Below are 20,504 nucleotides of genomic sequence, written 5' to 3'. Positions count from 1 at the left end.
GAGAGCCCTTCAGGGCGTTACCCCTTCATTTGGCTCTTCGATATAACCCTTCAGTTCCGACAGGAACTGTCTGACCTTTACCTAAGTATTGTTACCAATCTCAACTTAAGCCAGAAACATTTCGCACAACTAAAGCACCCCTTAGTTCAATAAATATACCAATAATAAGATGATCTCTTAGCAAACGGTATAGTTGAATCTATTCAACCAATTTAGCATTTACATAAACAACAAGACCTAACATGACTGCTACTGCAAAAAACATTAAATATTCGGCTGGAAATATAGAGAAAATGCCTCCAAAAATTAAGACACCTCCAAGCAAGGCCCCCGTTCCACCGACTAAATTTGCCAACTTCTTTTTATTTTTAACTCTTTTCTCATTAAAGCCTGCAAGCAGCCAAGTTTGTTTTTTTACACCAACTAGGAACCCTAATGCAAGAAACACAACTCCGAAAAATATTAAGTTAACATCCATAATCATTCCTCCTTAGAATTTTTTTAGGATAGACGGCGTTACATAAAATGGGATGAAAAGAGTTAAAACAAGATAGATTAAAATGAAGTGAATACTTATATCTAAGATTCCTTTATACTCAAAAACTAATAAGAGGAAAAGAGCCGAGTTCATAACGTAAACTATACGCAATGACCATTTTGTAATATTGACATTCACTCGGTCATCAAATACTATATCCTCATCCTTCCTTTTGCTTCGAACATATTTTGCGAGAACGATCAAAATTGCTGCAAATACTATTAAAAACAGTTTTGTATATGATACCTCCATACCAAAAAGTATGATTAAGAGGCAAGCGATCGGGAAATAGCTGAACAAATTTTTCATCTCTCATCGTCCTCCATCCAAAATAATTTTTCGATAGATGTATTTAATGCTGATGCAATCAGTAGACATACCTTAATGGTCGGATTATATTTTTGGGCTTCTATTAGATTCATGGTCTGTCTTGTGACACCGACCTTTTTCGCTAATTCCCCTTTAGTAAGTTTCCCTATTCCCACACGATTCAACTTAACAGAATTTTTAACAATAATATCCTTTGATTAAGAAAAAAACCTCTCACTAACAATAGCAACATATAAGTTACAATTGTCAATTATATATTACATTTAGTTGTAAATTCTTCTTCCACTAAACTGCCCCGTTCGTATTATAAGGTTAGCCAGAATGCTAAATATTTCTGGTTGACCATTTTTTATATGGTCTTATTATAACGGTAGCCGGGGTAAAACGTAACTGCCCGTGGGACTAGATCCCGTTAGCTAAACAGTTTGCCCCCTACTTGCAGAAACATGATTGAGGCTGGTTGGGACCTAGATCTCGTATAACAAGCGAAGCTGTGACACTGCAAGAAGGAAAAGGGGTACCGGCAAATAAGAGGTTAGGAGATGATGGAGGATGAATCCAGTCGTTGGTCTGGATATTTCAAAGGGGGAAAGTCAGGTTCAAGCTTTTGTAGATAAAGGCAAACCTTTTCGTAAGAGCTTTAAAGTATCTCATACGCTAGAGGGGCTTGGTTTACTTGTAGAGTTTTTAAATCAAGTCCAGAAAGAAATAGGTCAGAAACCTCCTGTGATTAGAAGCAACTGGACACTATCAAACACCAGTAGTCCAATATCTAGATGAACGTGGATATTTATTAATTATTATTAATCCGTTAATTTCGTATAAGGCGAAGAGTTCAAGCCTAAGAAAAGTAAAGACAGATGCGATTGATGCGTACCTACTCTGCAAATTGTATTACAAAGAGGAATTTGAGCCATATAAAAAGCGAGGAATTCAGTTATTAAACCTTAGGAATCTTACGAGACAACACGAAAATATTACGGGCGTTATGATTCAAACTAAGCTTCAATTTCAGGCTGTGCTTGATCAGGTATTTCCTGAATATCGAGGGGTCTTTGGTGATCTGTATTCTGTGGTGTCACTCTTATTATTACAAGAGTTTCCGTCATCTGAAGACATATTTAAAGCTAGTGAGGAAACAATCTCGAACAGGATCAAGGAATTATGTAAGAGTCGTTCAATCAGATGGGCAAGCGAAAAAGCTCTAGAACTTAAAAAGGCTGCAGCTCGTAACCCTTTTGAAAAGACAGTCTACCAGAGTCATATATTGAGCTTAGGTATGTACATTAACATTATACTTCAATACAAAGAGCATCTATCAAGATTAAGTCATAGATAGACGCCCTCGCAAAAGAAATTGAAGAATATAATATTATCAAATCCATCCCCGGTATTGGAGAAAAAATCGCCGCCACGATTATTTCTGAAATCGGTGAGATAGATCGTTTTAACCATCCTAAAAAGCTTGTAGCTTTCGCTGGTGTTGATCCTAGTGTATTTGAGTCTGGTAAATTTAGAGCTACTCAAAACCGTATTACTAAACGAGGATCAAGCAGACTTCGACATGCCCTATATATGGCTGTTCGTTGTGCCATTCGTGATTGTCGTAAGAAGAAAACCACAGATGAAATACTCCCTAGAAATAAAAGAATGCGGGAGTTTTATGATAATAAACGTGAAGAAGGAAAGCCTTTTAAGGTCGCTGTCATCGCTTGTGTAAACAAGCTCTTACATTGGATTTTTGCCTTATTAAAAAACAGAACAACTTTCCAAGATTTAGCTTAATGACTATATCTAACTAAATAAAACAAAACCTTCCAGTAAGAGCCTAATGGAAGGTTATTTGGCATGATCTTTTTTATTATAACATGGTTATTTTAATTATTTTATTGAAAAATATTGACAAACTATTAGCTGGTTTAGAAATATCCGCATCAAACTGAGGGAGTTTAATAACTTCAAAAAAAAAAGTGCATTAATCCTTCTTGAATCATTGCACCCGTTCGTATTATAAGGTTAATCACAAATCAATATAAATAATTAATGTAAATAATTATTCATAAGACTATTGAGTGAGTGATTTATTTCATTTATGTTGGGATTTTCTACTTTCGTATCGTTAATCCTATATTTCCTTTTTAGTTTAATAATTCTTTCTATACTTTCATTTAATCTTTGTTCGGAAATTTCCCCATTTTGAACAGCAGTTTTTAAAGAGTCTGCAATCTTCACAACATTATTATAGTCATGTCCCACTAAAATAATATCGCTTCCTGCCTTTACTGACGCTACCGCTGCTTTGCCAATATCAAAATGTTCCGTAATAGCCCCCATTGTCATATCGTCCGTTATGATTACTCCCGTGAAACTAAGTTGTTTTCTAAGAAGATCCGTCACGACAGCTTTTGACATGGAGGCTGGATTGGTTTTATCCAATTTGGGCAATAAGATATGGGCGACCATCACAACATCTGAACCATGATCAATCGCACGTTCAAACGGAATTAACTCTAGTTCTTTAAGTTCCTTAAGGCTTTTATTTACAATTGGGAGTTCTAAATGGGAATCAACCGATGTATCTCCGTGACCAGGAAAATGCTTAATTGTAGGGATGACGTTTTGTGACTGAATCCCTTTCATCGTTTGAATCCCAAGTTTACTTACGATTTCCGAATTATTGCCAAATGATCGATCCCCGATAACAGGGTTTTTTGGATTGCTGTTAATATCTAGAACTGGTGCAAAATCGAGATTTAAACCAAATTCTTTTAATTCATGCCCTAAAAGGGTTCCGACTTTATAAGAAAACTCGGGATTATTTACCTTTCCAATCTGTTTATTTGGAGGAAAGTTAGCAAGTCCACCCGGCAATCGTGTCACATGGCCCCCCTCTTGATCAGCGCCTAATAAAAGCGGTAGATTTGAACTATTTTCAGCTTTCATTTGATTAACAAGTTGAATGGTTTGTGCAGTGGTTTCGAAATTATTTTTGTAAAAAATAATTCCTCCGACATGGAATTGGCTTATTAATTTTTTTGAGTTTGCATCCATCGTGGTCCCAGAAATCCCTGCAAGAATCATCTGCCCAATTTTATCTTCTAAACTCATTTTAGAAATTACTTCTGAAATGGTTTGATTTTCTTGTTGATTCGGCTTTTTTTCAACTTGTGCTTGTTGATTTGGTGTCTTTTCAAGCTGTGTATAGAGTGAGATATGGTCAACTTTAGGATTTGGCTCCTGTTCTGTTTTTATAGGTAAAACCCATAATAAATCAGTAGAATCCGTTGCATGATAGACAAGTATCATTTGGTCATGAGTTGAATCTTTATAATATCGTATGGCATCTGGTTCGCCACCAGTTTTCTTAATTTCATTTAAAGAAATAATTTGAAGTTCTGAATCATAAGATCGTATATCATTCACAGTCTGATCGGCGTAGCCGATTGTAGAATGATGCCTTAAGTATTCCTCATACCTACCTTTAGCAGTTTCCGAAATATGGTCTGATTTTCCCCACTCTTTATTTACTTCCTTCCATTCTGTTTCACCAGAAACAAAAGAAATGTTCGGAACCTTACCTACCTTGGATAAGGAAAACGTTTCCTCTACTAATTTCTCAAGATTTGAATTCTGATTATTCTTCGAGTCCACTGTATTTTTACCGGAAGGTTTAGTATCGGATGGATTAGTTATTATTGGGCTTTCTTTAACTGGCGTTTGTTCGCTACCATTTTCTTTGATTGCAAAATAAACTCCAATGATTAAGGCAAACATTAATAGTAGGATCGTAAAAATACGTAGTTGATTTCGAGAAGCCCTTTTTCTTTTCCTTCTCATGTTCCAATCCCCCTTTCTACCTTTTTAGCTCTCCTCTAATTATCAATTAACTACAACTGTAGTTCAATATTTCAATTGTAGTCAATGGAATAATAATCCTTTTAATCTAAAAAAAGTTATCGCTCTTCCTCAAGAAAAGTTCATAAGGCTATAAGTTTCAACCATTTATATTGCAAATTTTTCATTAATAGAAAGTCCAAATTTATTTTTTTAGCAAATTCAACGTGGTCTTTATATCATGCTGTTATTCTGGGAAACATTCCTTCAAAATATTCGTTTACCTGTTTGTAATTAATGTTCAACCTTCTTGCAATTCTTGCACTTCCTGGTAGTGAAGCTTGAATGTGTGGATCATTTTAATTCCTCCTTTCGGTGTCTTGGGAATGATGGGACCCTTTAGTCTCAAGATTTTATTAGTACTTCCTTGCTCCAAATCCGATTATATTTATTTCTTCTTGCCCACCTTCCTTTGATGAAGGATAGCACTTCAGGCTACTGATTGTTTTTTTGTTGATATGAGTATCATAACTTTCACAACTACTTCATAAAACTTTTCTATTCCTTACCTTGTTCTAGTCCATTTACAGGATTTTCGGGCTAATGAATCTCTGCGAAGTCTTGACAAATTGTCAACTCAAGGGTCGACTTTTCATGATATGCTATTCTTGTAGTCAAAAATAAACAACTGCATCAATCTCACACTTCATCTTTATCTTCCAGATTTCCCCCTTTCAAAACGATCCAAAACATTACCATTCTCCATTAATCTTGCAATTCACCTTTTATCTTGGCTTTGTTAAACCTTAATGTTGATATTTGATAATTACGAACGATTATTCTATGCATTGTCTGACGGTCATGTGCAACGAGGACACATATTTGGGCCTTGCTTGAATTTTGCTAAAATGTAGTTAATGTATAAGGTAGATATTCCTCATGAACAAAGGAGAACTGAAAATGAGAAAACTCGTTCTATTTCTGCACGCATCGCTTGACGGTTTTGTAGAAGGGCCGAATGGTGAAATGGACATTGGCTGGGTTTCCTACGATGCTGATTTGGAGAAACATGCGAAAGTAATTCTGAGTACTGCAGACACTGTCATTTGGGGACGTGGAACTTATCAGATGATGCACAGTTACTGGCCATCTGTGCCCTCAAACCCATCAGCTTCGCAGCATGAACGGAATCATGCCGAGTGGATCGAAAAGACAGCCAAAATCGTTTTTTCCACGACGCTGGAGAAAGTCGAATGGAATAATTCCAGACTCGTGAAAGAAGATGTCGAGGAAGAGATCAATAACCTCAAACAGCAGCAAGGCAAGGATATGGTCATCCTTGGCAGTCCTAGGTTCGCACACCACCTTATGCAGCTTGATTTAATTGATGAGTATAAAATTACGGTTTCTCCCGTCCTGATCGGTATGGGATTGCCGTTATTCCAAGGTCTCAAGGAAAGGATCAATCTTAAGCTAGTCGAAAACAAGACCTTTGATTCTGGAGCTATAGGTCTCGTTTACCAGAAGGTAAGATGACCTTGTCACTAAAGGTGATTACGCTAACGGGAGACGATAGCTCAATTAGCCGCCTTTTCACAAAGGCGGTTTTCTTATGGTCACAAATCAACATTAGAATTTAACATAGCCTTTATCTTAAATCCTTAAACCATTAAGATTTTAACAATTCTCAATTAAATCTACTCCCTAAATTCAGACACAGCTCACCAGTGAAAATCCATAATGCTTATTTCCCAAAACAGAATTAGGAGATATTTGCCCTACAAACCCAATCAATTGGGATTCTCCCATCATCCTAATTAAACGGGGGTTACCACAAAACAAACACCAGGAGAAAAAAGTCATGAATATTGAAAAAATCTTCAATAATGAATCCCCAATCATAGTTTTTGTTATTCATCATAGATTTATAAAAGAAAATATAGTGAATAGAGGCAAATAAGACGCTTTTTTTTGGGGGCAAGGTTTAGTAGAAACTATTTTACGCTGATAGTTTCATTGTAGGATTTGCTGAAAGAGCAATTAAGGAATTGTGGTTCTATACTGTTCTAGTAGCTTTACAGATGATTTATAACGGTAATTTAAAAAAACTTGTACCCTCGAACCTAATAACTTTGATTTTTAATTAGGAGCTTGGGTATGATTAACTTACAATCCAAAGTAAAACACCAATCAGTTTTTTAAAAAAGGAGATCGTCTAATCCCTAATCCGGTTAATAAAGAAAAGACTAGGATACATCAATATGGATTTGTAAATGTCTTCAAGGGTAATCGGGGATAGATTATTGAAGATTATTTCGGGGGTAATTTTGAGCTGCGTCTATTTAAGTATGGCCAGTTTCCTGAAGTTACAGAATTTAATTTTCATGGTAGTAGAATAAGAAACCCCTACATTTCGTTCAAGTATTCAAGTAATTGCTGAATGTTATTGTTTTTTGCATCTTTTGCAAAAGCATTGCTGAAAAGGGTATAAGCAACCTCATCGTTTTCTCTAAGCCAAGTGATTGCTTTTTTTGATCCTAAATACCATAAACCTTTTAGTTCAAAGTAGATTTCCAAGCTGTCTTTAAGCATCCAATACAACCTATAATTACCTTCTATGTCATTTTTTTTGGAGCGTAGATACATTTTTCTTAGCCTGCCCTTCAAAAACTGCTTTTCTTCATTCGATAGTTTTTTTGGACCGTTTTTAAATATATTCTCAATCTCCGACAAAAACTTATTGGCGAAACCCTTATCATTTAACAATATTTTCCCTTTATTGTTTCGCAAAAATTGTGAGGGATTTTTCCATCTTTTCTGTATTATATATCCAAACATCTAATTGTTTACCTTCATAAGATTCCACGTCATTCTTATCCTCGGTTATATCTGAAAAACAAACAATATCCAAGTCACTTTCTTCTGTAAAATCGTCTCTACTGTATGAACCGTATAATATAATCGTATGATAATCATATTTTTGTTTTAGATGCCTTGTTACTTTTTCGAATAATACATTTTCGTTTATAAATCTATCCCCCTTTATCAAGGAACTTTGTTGTTTTATTAATTACACTTTGTTCCACTAACCTGCCCCGTTAGACATGGGAGTGAAAACCTCCAAGGGTGGCGTGGAGAATACGTACATTATATGGAAATTATTGGAGCTATCACTGCCTCCTTTATTTAAGTACGCCTTCATGTAGCCAAATTGTCAAAACTCATTTAATCAATCCCTTATTTATCTTTCAAGTGATTTGAAATCCTGCGAATAAGTGAGTATTCGAGGGATAATCTTATCTTACTGATGGAGTACAATAACTTCAACAAAAATAAGCGATAATCCTTCTTGGACTATCGCACCCCGTTAACGGAACAATAACGGCAGGCTTTGAAAAAGCGTAATGGTTATAACTAATGCAGATAAAGTTCCTGCAGACAGTAAAGTTATCATTTTCCGCCAGTTTATCTCTTTTGAAGGTTTCACAGCCTCTCGAGACACCGTAATCCATATAGCCATAGATACTATAACTAAGATGAAAATAACTTCTTTAGACACATTTGACACCTCCATAATTTATATTAATACCCTGTATACGAATTTAGAAAAATTAAAGTTTCACTATTAAAGGAATCTGCCCCGTTAGCCATCCATGAAGCGGAAATCACTGCTTCACCACAGAGAATGAAAATATGTTGGTATGACCCTACTGTTTACAATCAGTCAACAAATCCATAGATCAATGACCCGTGAGCTCCCTTATTTTTTTAATATGAGGCAGGTTTTCTTTGGTATTGTTTTTTTCAAGGTTTAAGAAGTTTATTTTTCATGGTAGTTTAAGTACAATCATTCACAATGATCACTTTTTCGTTCGATTCTATTTTAGTAGATACTTTCAGTTTAGGTGATGGAAATTAGGAATCCAACAAATTATATGTTAAAATGTGTTAACCATTTGATTTACTGTTTTCCTGTTCCCTACTCATTAATGAGTAGGGATTTTTGTTTTTTTAGAGAAATAAAAAACAGACTCTAAAATGAGTCTGTCTATTTTTGGCATTATAATTAAGCCTTATGAACGTTAGCTGCCTGTGCTCCACGTTGACCTTGCTCAACATCAAAAGTCACTTCTTGACCTTCTTCTAATGTTTTGTACCCTTCGCCTTGGATAGCTGAGAAATGAACGAATACGTCTTCTCCACCTTCACGTTCGATGAATCCGAAACCTTTTTCGCCATTAAACCATTTTACTTTACCTTTTTCCATGTTTGTTGCCTCCTAGTGTGTTAGCACACCAATTTATTACTATCCTTGCTCTCAGTGATCATCAAGACGAAAAATTTTTACTAATACTATCCTTTACACCGAACAAAAATAATTCAATTTCAGAATAGCATTTTTTAATATTGTTTGCAAGGAACCCTAATTCTTCAACAATCGCACCCATTTCGTATTATAAGGTCAGCCAGAGAAATCTGGCCGACTATTTTTTATTCAATTTATAGATTGATATAGCCGGGGTAGAACGGACGCACCCGTGGGACTAGATCACGACAACTAAACTGTTCACCTCATAAATTACCTAGCGAACCCCTTTTAAACTGTTTCCAGAATGGAAGTGACCATTCGGGTAACCTATTTGATTCAAAGGTAACAATCCCCTTATTTATTTTAGTACAACTTGCCCGCAAACTTCACTGTTATCAATTAAAACTAGGTAATCAATAATATTTGCGTAATCATAAAGATTTTTAAATTAAGTTACACTTCTTCTAATAACATCTTCAGTTGGAATATGATGACCACCATTTTTAACTCTCATCGCAATCCTTTCGATATTCATTTAAAGCAACATATAACATTGTTACTTCAAACCCATTTCTATTGCTTTTTGTTGAATTTTTTGTTCCCTTTTTCTGACCGTTAGTTGAAGAAGAAGAAGACTTTACTCCTTATTGAAGTAAAGAATCCATTCGTACAATTACTTCAACAAAAAATAGTTAAAATATTGAGGCGATAGAGAGGTAAATACATATGGTGGTGCAAACATACAATATGATTGCCTTTTTAAAATTCCTTCTAATTTTAAGACCATATGTTAGAAAGAAGATAGCGGCAGCTAATTTCGAAAAACTTTGCATATAAGCGTAATTTGAAAAAGATGAACTGCTTAGAATAATTGAAGTAAGGAAAGTTATAGTGATTAGTAATTTAAACCACAAAGGTTCATTAAGAAATACTTTAACCATAAATTTTATCCTTTGCATGGGGGTAATGCTCCCTTCAAGAAAATAATTATTTATAAACAGTTCTGCTCATAGTTAGAATTTCTGTGTTTAAATTGCTTGTTGAATAATACTATTTTTATCATTTTGTACATTCCTTTTATACGAATGATGTAATTATAAGTTTCAGCTCTTAGTCTTCTTTTTTACTAGACTGCCCGATCGTTTAAGTGTATTTCATCACAAACTAGCATTCGTTACAAGTTTTATATCAATCTTCTTTATGTTCATGTTTTATTTTAAATGATCAAACATTTTTATTTTTCTACAACTGCTAACTATCCGCTCCTAGCCTTTTAATTGTTTCAACAGTTACACACTTTGAAAAATCCCATGCAATTTTACATATTATACTCTTCTTCTTCACTCCTTTATTCCACATTATGTATGAAATATTACAAACCCACCTTCAATTATTTCTCCTACTATGTACAACCAATATAACCCCCTCCGAAATCACCCGGTCTAAACCCGCATTCCACCGTCCCCGTTAAAATAAAGTTTTCCGACCGAATCCCATTTTGGACCTTTTTTGATTCAAAAATGGCCGTTTTTCCGCATTTTTTTCACTTTTTTTCGTGAGTTAAAATAAAGTTCTCTCAAAATGTTGCATAAGGGAAATAAAAGTAAACCGAGACAGGACAAGGGATGAGCATGAAAAAGACCTCGAAATCGGAAATGTTTATTTTCACGAAATCGGGGTCGGAATGAGAGATGTTTATTTTAACTGGGTAGAGTTTATTATTGTTTTACATAATCAATTCTATCAACGCACAGCACTCCACGTGATTGGTCTGCGGAAACATATCCACCGGCTGCACTTCCACTGCCTTATATCCCCCATCCTCCAAAATACGCAAATCTCTTGCCAATGTCGCGGGATTACATGACACGTATACAACTTTCTTCGGTTTCATGTTAATAATCGTATCAAGCAATGCTTGGTCGCAGCCTTTTCGTGGTGGATCCACTACAAGAACATCTGCCTGGATTCCTTGTTTGTACCAATTTGGAATAACCGTTTCAGCTTCCCCTACTGCAAATTCTACATTGGTGATGCCGTTTAGTTCTGCATTTTGTCTGGCGTCCTCAATTGCTTCAGGTACAATTTCGACTCCGTACACTTTTTTAGCTTTTTGGGCTAAAAATAATGAGATTGTCCCAATTCCACAATATGCGTCTATTACCGTTTCTTCTCCGCTCAAATTCGCGTATGCGAGGGCTTTATCATAAAGGACTTTTGTTTGATCTGGATTCACTTGATAAAAAGAACGTGCTGAAATGGCAAACTTGATGTCTCCTATATAATCATAAATGACTTCTTCGCCCCATATTACCTTTGTTTGATCGCCAAAAATGACGTTTGTCCATTTTGTATTGACGTTTTGTACGATGGACTTAACGCCTGGTATTCCATTTACAATTTCCGCCACAATTTGTTTAGCGTTAGGCAATTCAACTGTACGGGTGATCAATACGATCATCATTTCACCCGTAGCTTTTCCAGTGCGTGCCATTACATGCCGTAACGTTCCTTTATGATTTTGTTCATTATACGCCTTAACACCATAAAGACTGCAAATTTCCTTAACCTTTTGCAGGATGACGTCGTTCTCCTCCATTTGAATAAGGCATTTTTCCATATCGATGATGTCATGGGTTCTTCTTTGATAAAATCCGCCTATTAGCCCACCTTCATGCTCACCAATTGGAACTTGCGATTTATTTCGATAACGCCATGGTTCTTCCATACCTAGTACTGGATGAACTGTCACATTTTCAAGTTTTCCAATCCGTTCCAAAACATCCCGGACTTGCTTTTCTTTAGCCATCATTTGTCCTTCGTAGCTCAAATGCTGGAGCTGGCAGCCGCCACACTCTTTATAAATCGGACATTCCGGTTCCACTCGATATGCGCTTTCTTCGTAAAGTTCGATTAAACGACCGAATCCGTAGCCTTTACTCAATTTCACAACTTTTATTTTCGCTTTTTCCCCTGGCAATCCATTCGGGACGAAAAGTGGATATCCTTCGACTTTCGCCACTCCGTTCCCGTCATGTGTCAAATCCTCAAATGTAACATCTATATAATCATTTTTATTAACCGGTGCTTGAAATTTAGCCATCATCGTCTTCCTTTTCAGTGCATTTTTACTTTAATGATTGTAACATAGTTTGCTTCTAGTCCATAAAGAGCAACTGAAAATGGGTTATAGAAACTTCCATTTAACAAAGTCTTTTCATTTTGAGATAATATATATTAAAAAGAACTTTTGGCGGTGTGATGTGGATAAAAAATTTTCACTACTAAATATCATTTTATTCTCACTATTTATATTCGGTACAATCATTACATTGATTATTGTATATAAAGATATTGATAATCTATTCTCTATCAGATTTGTAATAGGTTATGTCATTTATCTTCTAATTTATGCTTTATATATGTGTATTGTAGCACTTGTAAACATACGGACATTAACAGGGGAAGAATTTAGAAAAAGAATATTGAAGTTTATTACTTTGTTTATTTTATTTAGTGCATCGAATTATATTTTAATTTACTTTATTCAGCCGACAAAGAATTCTTCGTATGGATTCTTGTTTATTGGGTTAGGGTGTGCTTTAGGTTTATCCTTCATGGATTTAGCATTTTTTAAAAAGAAGAGAGGTTAATTCTATTTTTTCCTAAAAGCTAAATAACCTAATCCCAAATAAATTAGCCCTAAACCTAAAATGAAATATTCATTTATCGAACCTATCGCTCCAATAGAAATTATAAAGAAGAGGACAAAGCATATTCCAAGGATTAAACAAAATCCAATATAAAAAGTTTTCCATGTTTTGTTTTTTAGCTTGAATGGCCCAATCCCAGTAATTAACCCAAAAAGTAGAAGAACTATTATGATCGTTGCCGCTGGACTGACAGATGAGGATTGATCATTTGATAAACCCATCCCTATTAAAAACAGTATTCCAAATCCTATTGCTGCTAGAATTGTTAACCCGCCAACAATAATACCTAAAATTTTTGTATACATTGGACACCTCGAATGATGCAAGTTATTGGTAAAGAATATTGCATTTATGCTTTCCTTACAAGATACAAATGACACTTTTATTTCATTTTGATCACTTTTTCTTCGCTAGCATTAGAAAATATGGAATTGCAGAATATTTGAAGCCTGTCATGAAATTGACCTTTGAAAATATAAAAGAGGATGAAACCTTTCACGATTTCATCCTCTTTTATTTATTTCTCGACTCGCAACTTCGCTACAGCACCTTTGCTCGCATGATTGAATTGATGCGTAACAATCGGATAATCGCCTTCCTCTGTTACAGTGAATTCGACAACTGCTCCACCACTTGCTGGTAGTAATACTGTTTGCATGCCTTTTAAGTGGTTCGCAGGGTTTCCATCAAGATACACATCATCCATAATCGTTCCGACTACGTGGAAAGAGCTTACTTGGTTTGGTCCTACATTGTTTACATAAATTCTCACTTTTTCTCCGACTTTAGCAATCAAAGGTTCATCTTTTAAGCTAAAAGTATCGCCATTTGTGTTGCGATCTCCTTCTTTTAATGCTTTTGTAGAGAATACGACTTCACTAGGGTTTCCGTCTAGAAAATCATTAAAATCATTGTATTTATACCATTCGTTTTGGATTAAAACATATTCGCGATCGACTTGATCATCAGTAGGATAGCCATCCTTTGGTTTTACTATCATGACTCCATGCATTCCGTTTGCGATATGTGATAAAACAGGATCTGTTCCACAGTGGTACATGAAGACACCTGGATTATTCGCAGGATACGTAAATGTTCCGTGTTCATTTGGCATAACATCTGCAAAGTTTTTGGATGGTGAAGTATGAACAGCGTGTATATCGATGCTATGTGGAATAGCCGGGTCCATATTATCCATTGTAAAATGAATCAAATCTCCTTCGTTTACAACGAGAAGTGGTCCTGGTGCTTCTCCGTTAAACGTCCATGCTTTGTAAAACTTGTCTTTTGCAATTTCAATATCTGTGATTTGTGCTGTCATTTCAATATTGACTTCATGCTCTCCGATTCTTTCGAATTTAACAGGTATTGGTTTTTGATTTAGTCCTTCATGTGGACCAAATACATCCTGTTCCGTTTTTACAGCTGCATTTACATGGTGCTCTATACTAGTAACCTTTTCAGACGAATTCCCTGCACAACCAGCAAGCACACCGGCGATCAATACAACTGACATTCCAACACCAAGTAATTTTCTCATGGTTTTTCGTCTCCCTTTATTTTATATGATAGTACTTATTTGCTATCTTCAATATAAAGGGGATGAACACTCTGATTTGTGATCCACATCACAAAAGAATGCGTTGTCATAATTTGTTCACTATTTCACAATATATATGATGATTAATATGTATTCGTATCAAAAAAGGGGCGCACCCCTATAAGATGCCACCCCATATTCATTAAAGCTGGATTCTTTTTCCTTCTTGTTGAGAACGAGTAGCTGCCACATTCACAGCGGTTAAACGAATCGCATCATCTTTTGTAATCGTTGGATTTGAACCACTCAAAATCCATTCAGTCCACTGTTCCATTGGCATTGGTAATGCTTCAGGTGCCTCCGGAGTTTGCCAGCCTTCAAAATGTTTTCCGGTTACCCTAAGTTGTCCATCCTCATATAAGAAAGTTCCTTCTGTACCATAAAGCTCAAGTTGGAATGGACTTCCGTTCGATACAAAGCTTGTTTCTAAAATACCTAATGCACCAGATTCATATTCAACTAGAACGATCGCATTATCATCTACACCAAGTCCGTTCGTTTGTTGTAATCTCGCTTGAACGGAAACAGCATTTCCCGCTAGTCGATTTGTTAAATAAATTGGGTGGGCACCAAGGTCAATCAATGCACCGCCGCCCGCTTCTTCCATATTGAAAAAGCGCTCAGGCAGCCAACCGCTTGTGGATCCTTCATTCGGAACGGCTCCATTATGTGCGAAGCGACAACGAATTGTAGTTAATTTCCCTAACTTGCCTGAATCCAACGCTTCTTGAGCATACAAATAATAACTTTCTGTCAATCTAGGCAATGAAAGCATCAAATGAACGCCATTTGCTTCCACAGCTTGATAGATTTCTTCGCAATCTTCTACTGAAAACGCCAACACTTTTTCCGAAAAAATATGTTTCTTGTGATTCGCTGCTGCAATCATCACTTCTTTATGTAGACTCGTAGGCGTGCTAATTATGACAGCATCAATATTTGGATTAGATAATACTTTTTCTAACTCTGCCTCAAAAGGTACGTTAAGCTCTTCTGCCCATTTTTTCCCGCGTTCTGCATCTTCATCCCACACTAATTGAATCGAAAGATTACTATTGTTCCGGGCACCTCTTGCATAATCATCTGCATGTACATGCCACCTGCTTAATAAAGCTACATTGATCAACACAGACACTTCCCTTCTATTAATTATGGATTCTTAGAATCATACAAAGTAATTATATCTTTATATACTCAATATGTGAAAAGTTATGCAATATATTTTTAATTGTTTTATCTAAAACACATCGGGTAAATATCGCTATATGAGGTGATTAAAATGTTAATGACTAAAGATGAGATGTCCGACCCATCAATTGTCCCTGAATGGCTGGCTAGAGAATACAAACATTTTCATAAAATCGTTACGAACAAAACATTCCCTTGTACTTTTGGGATGGCGGGAGAGAAAAAAAATGAGCTCCGCTACTCATATATTACTCATAATGATTGGTCTACACTTCCTAAAACATTAGAAGAATTTATCGCCCTTTTCGATTCAACAAAACCATTAATTCGACATGGATTTTTTCTATTTGTTGAGCCTGAACGAGAAGAAAAGACGCTCGAATATTATCGTGAATATTTTTGGAGAATTCTCCAATTCTTACACGAACAAGATGATAAACCGTGGCCAAAAGACTATCCAAAAGACCCTGACCATCATTTATGGAATTTCATATTTTCAGAGGAGCCTTTTTTTATCTTCGGAAATACTCCTGCTTATAAACAAAGAAAAACGAGAGATTTAGGAAACAGCCTTATACTTGGATTCCAGCCACGCAGAATATTTGAAGGATTGGAAGGTACAACAAAAGGCGGCATAATGTCCCGTGAAAAAGTCAGAGCAAGAGTTGAAAAATGGGATCAATTGCCGAAACATCCAAACATCAGTCATTATGGTGATCCCGAACATCGCGAATGGAAACAATTTTTTATCGGAGATGACGCGAAACCAATTGAAGGGGAATGTCCTTTTCAGCATAAACAAATGTAAAAAGTCCTGTCTCTAACAGAAATGAAAAAGACGACCCCACTATCCAAAAGAGGATATAGGTCGTCTTATTAAAAGACATTGCCTTTTTATAAGCACCGTTGATTGGAGCGGAAGGCGGCGACTCCTGGTCGGCTTAAGACGGCCACGTCCTGTGGCCAACGCCGACACTAGGACGTCCTGTCCGTCGCGGGATTAGCGAGACAGGTGAGACCCTGCAAGGAGCGAAGCGACTGAAGCGGCTCACCGCTCGCCCCGCGGAAAGCGTCCGCCTGGAGCGCAAATCAACACCCTGAATAAAATTGAATACTACAGACTTCCATATCCAGGTAGGCTTTCCCCTTTATTCCTTTTCCTTCTTAGGTACCAATGTAAAAATATCATGACTTTCAAATGCCTCTACTACTCGGTTCAACCATTCGTAATAATCCTGAATATACTCCAATTTTTCAATATCTATTTTTGCTAATTCTTTGATTTCATCACTTGTATGCTCATCAGAAATGAGTTGCTTCATTTCTGATAATGACTTTTTTAACGCATGAGTATGCATGGAAATGGCGCTATCCCATTTTGTTGTAAATAAATCGATAAAACTTTGATACCAGTCCTCTTGTACTTGATATAAGTCCTTTCTAACACCCTTCTTCCAAACTCTTTCAACCATTTTCAAATCCGATAATGCCCTTACAGTTGTACTCATACTCGTTTTGCTCATGCCAAGTTCTTCTTTCATTTCGTCGAGTGTTATCGGTTTATTATAAAAATACATCATTCCGTACAACCTTCCTGCAGAAGGAGTAACTCCGTAAAGATCAATATTTTGAGCAATCGTCTCGATGATTCTCTCACGTGCTCTGTCTAGTTGTTCTTTGCCTTCCACTTAGTTCACATCCTAAACAATAATCGGCTTTATTATTTAGCTTATAATTCCACAGGCGTAAAGTAAAGAATCATGTTTGGAAGGAAATTGGAGCATTCGGGAGGATTACTGCGTATGATAAAGGAATACTTTGTACAGTTTATTCTGTACGTACAATACAGACTTAATATGGAGATATATGAAGTTTGAGGTATAAGCTGATGTTCCTCTAAACTTGTATAAGTAACGAAGGGGATGAAATCATGAAGGAAGTTTTAGCAAAGAAAAAAATTGAAGTAAAAAATGTGACGAAAATATTTGGCAAAAACATAAAAAGGGCCGCGCAGTTTTTACAAGAAGAAAAAAATAAAAACGAAATTCTAAAAATGACAGGTGCAACGGTTGGAGTGAAAAACGCTAACTTTGATGTGCATGATGGTGAAATTTTCGTCATTATGGGCTTGTCAGGAAGTGGTAAATCCACACTCGTTAGAATGCTAAATCGATTAATAGAACCAACATCTGGCCAAGTTTTACTAGATGGGCAGGATATTGTTTCTTTAAACAAGGAGCAATTACGCGAAGTTAGAAGAAAGAAAATTGGCATGGTGTTTCAAAAGTTTGCCCTTTTTCCTCATCGGACCATATTGGAAAACACGGAATACGGGCTTGAAGTCCAAGGAGTAGAAAAGGACATTCGTAAAAAATCCGCAAAGGAAGCATTAAAGCTTGTTGGCTTAGAGGGATATGAAGATCAATATCCGAATCAGCTAAGTGGTGGCATGCAGCAAAGAGTCGGTCTTGCGAGAGCCCTTGCTAATGATCCGGATATTTTATTGATGGATGAAGCGTTCAGTGCATTAGACCCCCTTATTCGCAAGGATATGCAAAATGAATTACTGCAGTTGCATGATGAAATGGGTAAAACAATCATCTTCATTACACACGATCTTGATGAAGCCCTTCGAATCGGTGACAGAATAGCCCTAATGAAAGATGGTGAAATTGTCCAAGTTGGTTCTCCTGAAGAAATATTAATGAACCCATCCAATCAATATGTTGAGAGATTTGTAGAAGATGTCGATCTATCGAAGGTTTTAACGGCTAGCCATATAATGAAATCTGCAGAAACCGTTCAGCTAGATAGAGGACCTAGAGTCGCTTTAAGACTAATGAAACATCACGGAATCTCATCCATTTATATCGTTGATAAACAAAATCGCCTTCTAGGGGCTGTTACAGCACAAGATGCAAATATCGCTTCTGAAAATAATCAATCTCTCCAAGATGTCCTCATTGAAAACATCACTACGGTTACTTCAGATACGTTGCTCACCGATCTTTTCAATGTCGTTTCCACTGCCGCTATTCCAGTTGCAGTTGTAAATGAAGAAAATCGCCTTCAGGGAATTATTATTCGCGGTGCACTTATTGGTGCATTGGCAGGAGACAATGATTTTATTAATGGTCAAGATGATTCGGATCAATTAAGGGAGGTGAATTAAATGGATAAAATTCCACGTATTCCACTCGCCTCTTGGATTGATCAGCTACTAGATTGGCTAATTGATACTTTTGGTACGGTTTTTGATGGTATAACTGCTTTTTTAGAAGGAACTGTGGATGGTATTGTGAACGGACTTGGATTTATTCCATCTATTATTCTAGCCCTACTGTTCGGGCTCATCGCTTGGTGGGTTGCTAATAAAAAAATAGCTCTATTTTCTTTAATTGGCTTTCTGATTATTGATTATTTAGGCTACTGGGATCCAATGCTGCAAATGCTTGCCCTAGTCGTTACGGCCGTTGTCATTTCAATCATAATAGGAATACCGATTGGAATCTGGGCTTCGCAAAAGGGAACCGTAAGGAAAATCGTAACTCCTATTCTCGATTTTATGCAAACAATGCCTGCATTTGTGTATTTATTACCCGCTATTTTCTTTTTCAATATCGGGGTTGTGCCTGGGATCGTGGCATCCGTCATTTTTTCCATGCCTCCGACCATCAGATTAACTACTCTTGGCATCCGTCAAGTACCGGAGGATTTAATTGAAGCGACAGAAGCTTTTGGTTCCACTACTGGGCAAAAATTAATGAAAGTCCAAATCCCGCTTGCCATGCCCACAATTATGGCTGGGATCAATCAAAGCATTATGTTGGCATTATCAATGGTGGTTATTGCCTCCATGGTAGGTGCTCCAGGACTTGGTGAAGAAGTATACCGTGCTGTCACACAATTAAAAACAGGTGTCGGCGTTGAAGCAGGATTGGCCATTGTTATCGTGGCAATTATTTTAGATAGAATTACGCAGCATGCTGGAAAGCAAAAACAAGGGGGAAATGAATCATGAATTTTTTTAAAAAAGTAACAGGATTAGGATTAGCTGGGGTTTTAGCGCTCGGACTTGCGGCATGTGGAAGCGATAATGCTAGCTCAAATGGTGATTCGAAATCTGATTCTGAATCAGTCGGTAAAAGTGTAAATTACAAAATTACGGGAATTGATCCTGGGGCTGGTATCATGCAGGCAACTGAAGAAGCTCTTAAGGAATATGAACTTGATGATTGGGAGCTTGTATCTGGTTCTGGTGCTGCAATGACAGCTTCTTTGAAAAAGGCTTATGATAAGGAAAAACCAATTATTATTACAGGATGGAACCCGCACTGGATGTTTTCAAAGTATGACTTGAAGTATTTAGAAGATCCTAAAGGGGTATATGGTGGTGCCGAAGAGATTCATTCAATCGGGCGACTCGGATTAAAAGAGGATCATCCTGAAGCATACAAAGTTCTTCAACAGTTTAAATGGGAAGACAAAGATATGGGTGCCATTATGGTGGAAATTCAAGATGGCGAAAAACCAGAAGTGGCTGCTCAAAACTGGATAGATGAAAATGCGGAAAAAGTAGCTTCATGGACAGATGGTGTAAATAAAGTAGATGGTGATGCAATTAAGCTAGTGTATGTAGCTTGGGATAGTACAATTGCAAGTACAAATGTCATGAAATTAGTTCTTGAAGATTTAGGATATGATGTGACGATTTTACAAGTAGAAGCTGGACCAATGTGGACAGCGGTAGCTGATGGAAGCGCGGATGCATTACTCGCTGGTTGGCTCCCTGTTACCCACCAATCGTATGCAGAAAAATTTGAAGGTAAGTTTGAAGACATTGGAATCAGCATGGAGAATGTAAAAATCGGTCTTACTGTACCAACTTATATGGATATTGATTCGATTGAGGATCTTAAAAACTAATATGAATAAGCCCTTCGTTTATGGAGGGCTTATTGCTCTTTTTTGTGATTTGCGGTAACCTAAATA

At 36.6% G+C, this 20,504-nt stretch carries 19 protein-coding genes and 1 pseudogene; 7 read left to right on the top strand and 13 right to left on the bottom strand.

Annotated elements, in window-relative coordinates; translation table 11 throughout:
* Positions 1-199: 199 nt before the first annotated feature.
* From NQ185_RS17750 to NQ185_RS17740, 3 genes are read right to left on the bottom strand one after another with little or no spacing between them, the layout of a single operon-like run.
* Complete coding sequence (locus tag NQ185_RS17750; RefSeq protein WP_257583367.1) at positions 200-478, bottom strand: DUF3784 domain-containing protein; 279 nt, start codon at positions 476-478, stop codon at positions 200-202.
* A 12-nt stretch (positions 479-490) separates the two neighbouring features.
* The gene (locus NQ185_RS17745) at positions 491-847 is read right to left on the bottom strand and encodes a hypothetical protein (protein WP_257583366.1); all 357 of its coding nucleotides are present in this window, start codon (positions 845-847) and stop codon (positions 491-493) included.
* Entirely contained in the window at positions 844-1,023 is a 180-nt protein-coding gene (locus tag NQ185_RS17740) for a helix-turn-helix transcriptional regulator (protein WP_257583365.1), read from the bottom strand. Before NQ185_RS17740 ends, NQ185_RS17745 begins: the two co-directional genes overlap by 4 nt.
* A gap of 397 nt (positions 1,024-1,420) precedes the next feature.
* Here NQ185_RS17740 and NQ185_RS17735 point away from each other — a divergent pair.
* Positions 1,421-2,653 (top strand): annotated as a pseudogene (locus tag NQ185_RS17735) (IS110 family RNA-guided transposase).
* A 255-nt stretch (positions 2,654-2,908) separates the two neighbouring features.
* On the opposite strand, the gene nagZ reads toward NQ185_RS17735, so the two are convergent.
* Positions 2,909-4,705, bottom strand: a complete 1,797-nt coding sequence (nagZ, locus tag NQ185_RS17730; protein WP_257583364.1) for a beta-N-acetylhexosaminidase — start codon at positions 4,703-4,705, stop codon at positions 2,909-2,911.
* Positions 4,706-5,662: 957 nt separating this feature from the next.
* Here nagZ and NQ185_RS17725 point away from each other — a divergent pair.
* Positions 5,663-6,238, top strand: coding sequence for a dihydrofolate reductase family protein (locus NQ185_RS17725; protein WP_257583363.1), 576 nt, complete (start codon positions 5,663-5,665; stop codon positions 6,236-6,238).
* 870 nt (positions 6,239-7,108) lie between these two features.
* On the opposite strand, the gene NQ185_RS17720 is transcribed toward NQ185_RS17725, so the two are convergent.
* The 5 genes from NQ185_RS17720 to rlmD form a co-directional block, all read right to left on the bottom strand.
* Entirely contained in the window at positions 7,109-7,468 is a 360-nt protein-coding gene (locus NQ185_RS17720) for a hypothetical protein (protein WP_257583362.1), read from the bottom strand.
* A 10-nt stretch (positions 7,469-7,478) separates the two neighbouring features.
* A complete protein-coding gene (locus tag NQ185_RS20390) occupies positions 7,479-7,751 on the bottom strand; it encodes a nucleotidyltransferase domain-containing protein (RefSeq protein WP_373370828.1) in 273 nt (90 codons plus the stop codon).
* 318 nt (positions 7,752-8,069) lie between these two features.
* On the bottom strand, positions 8,070-8,261 hold the full coding sequence (locus NQ185_RS17715) for a hypothetical protein (protein ID WP_257583361.1): 192 nt from the start codon (positions 8,259-8,261) through the stop codon (positions 8,070-8,072).
* A gap of 507 nt (positions 8,262-8,768) precedes the next feature.
* On the bottom strand, positions 8,769-8,969 hold the full coding sequence (locus NQ185_RS17710; RefSeq protein WP_057775982.1) for a cold-shock protein: 201 nt from the start codon (positions 8,967-8,969) through the stop codon (positions 8,769-8,771).
* A gap of 1,768 nt (positions 8,970-10,737) precedes the next feature.
* Positions 10,738-12,114 (bottom strand): 23S rRNA (uracil(1939)-C(5))-methyltransferase RlmD, encoded by a 1,377-nt coding sequence (rlmD, locus tag NQ185_RS17705; protein ID WP_257583359.1) that lies wholly within the window; start codon positions 12,112-12,114, stop codon positions 10,738-10,740.
* A 160-nt stretch (positions 12,115-12,274) separates the two neighbouring features.
* On the opposite strand from rlmD, the gene NQ185_RS17700 reads away from it, so the two are divergent.
* A complete protein-coding gene (locus tag NQ185_RS17700) occupies positions 12,275-12,664 on the top strand; it encodes a hypothetical protein (RefSeq protein WP_257583357.1) in 390 nt (129 codons plus the stop codon).
* A gap of 2 nt (positions 12,665-12,666) precedes the next feature.
* Here the strand turns inward: NQ185_RS17700 and NQ185_RS17695 are convergent, their stop codons facing one another.
* From NQ185_RS17695 to NQ185_RS17685, 3 genes are all read right to left on the bottom strand, one after another.
* Complete coding sequence (locus NQ185_RS17695) at positions 12,667-13,029, bottom strand: hypothetical protein (RefSeq protein ID WP_257583356.1); 363 nt, start codon at positions 13,027-13,029, stop codon at positions 12,667-12,669.
* A gap of 212 nt (positions 13,030-13,241) precedes the next feature.
* Positions 13,242-14,264, bottom strand: a complete 1,023-nt coding sequence (locus tag NQ185_RS17690; protein WP_257583355.1) for a multicopper oxidase domain-containing protein — start codon at positions 14,262-14,264, stop codon at positions 13,242-13,244.
* Between the two features lie 202 nt (positions 14,265-14,466).
* Positions 14,467-15,453, bottom strand: coding sequence for a Gfo/Idh/MocA family protein (locus NQ185_RS17685; RefSeq protein ID WP_308784614.1), 987 nt, complete (start codon positions 15,451-15,453; stop codon positions 14,467-14,469).
* A 150-nt stretch (positions 15,454-15,603) separates the two neighbouring features.
* Between NQ185_RS17685 and NQ185_RS17680 the strand changes: the two genes are divergently transcribed.
* Positions 15,604-16,320: a YqcI/YcgG family protein gene (locus NQ185_RS17680; RefSeq protein WP_257583354.1), complete on the top strand. Its 717-nt coding sequence runs from the start codon at positions 15,604-15,606 to the stop codon at positions 16,318-16,320.
* A 340-nt stretch (positions 16,321-16,660) separates the two neighbouring features.
* On the opposite strand, the gene NQ185_RS17675 is transcribed toward NQ185_RS17680, so the two are convergent.
* Positions 16,661-17,200, bottom strand: a complete 540-nt coding sequence (locus NQ185_RS17675) for a GbsR/MarR family transcriptional regulator (RefSeq protein ID WP_257583353.1) — start codon at positions 17,198-17,200, stop codon at positions 16,661-16,663.
* A gap of 242 nt (positions 17,201-17,442) precedes the next feature.
* Between NQ185_RS17675 and NQ185_RS17670 the strand changes: the two genes are divergently transcribed.
* From NQ185_RS17670 to NQ185_RS17660, 3 genes are read left to right on the top strand one after another with little or no spacing between them, the layout of a single operon-like run.
* The gene (locus NQ185_RS17670; protein WP_257583352.1) at positions 17,443-18,684 is read left to right on the top strand and encodes a quaternary amine ABC transporter ATP-binding protein; all 1,242 of its coding nucleotides are present in this window, start codon (positions 17,443-17,445) and stop codon (positions 18,682-18,684) included.
* On the top strand, positions 18,685-19,533 hold the full coding sequence (locus tag NQ185_RS17665) for an ABC transporter permease (protein ID WP_257583351.1): 849 nt from the start codon (positions 18,685-18,687) through the stop codon (positions 19,531-19,533).
* On the top strand, positions 19,530-20,438 hold the full coding sequence (locus tag NQ185_RS17660) for a glycine betaine ABC transporter substrate-binding protein (RefSeq protein WP_257583350.1): 909 nt from the start codon (positions 19,530-19,532) through the stop codon (positions 20,436-20,438). Before NQ185_RS17665 ends, NQ185_RS17660 begins: the two co-directional genes overlap by 4 nt.
* Positions 20,439-20,504 lie beyond the last annotated feature (66 nt).

Origin of the sequence: Lederbergia panacisoli (genome assembly GCF_024626525.1) — a bacterium.
Taxonomy (GTDB): domain Bacteria; phylum Bacillota; class Bacilli; order Bacillales; family Bacillaceae_C; genus Lederbergia; species Lederbergia panacisoli.
The sequence above is the reverse complement of the archived record's forward strand: the minus strand, read 5'-3'. Positions and strand labels throughout refer to the sequence as shown.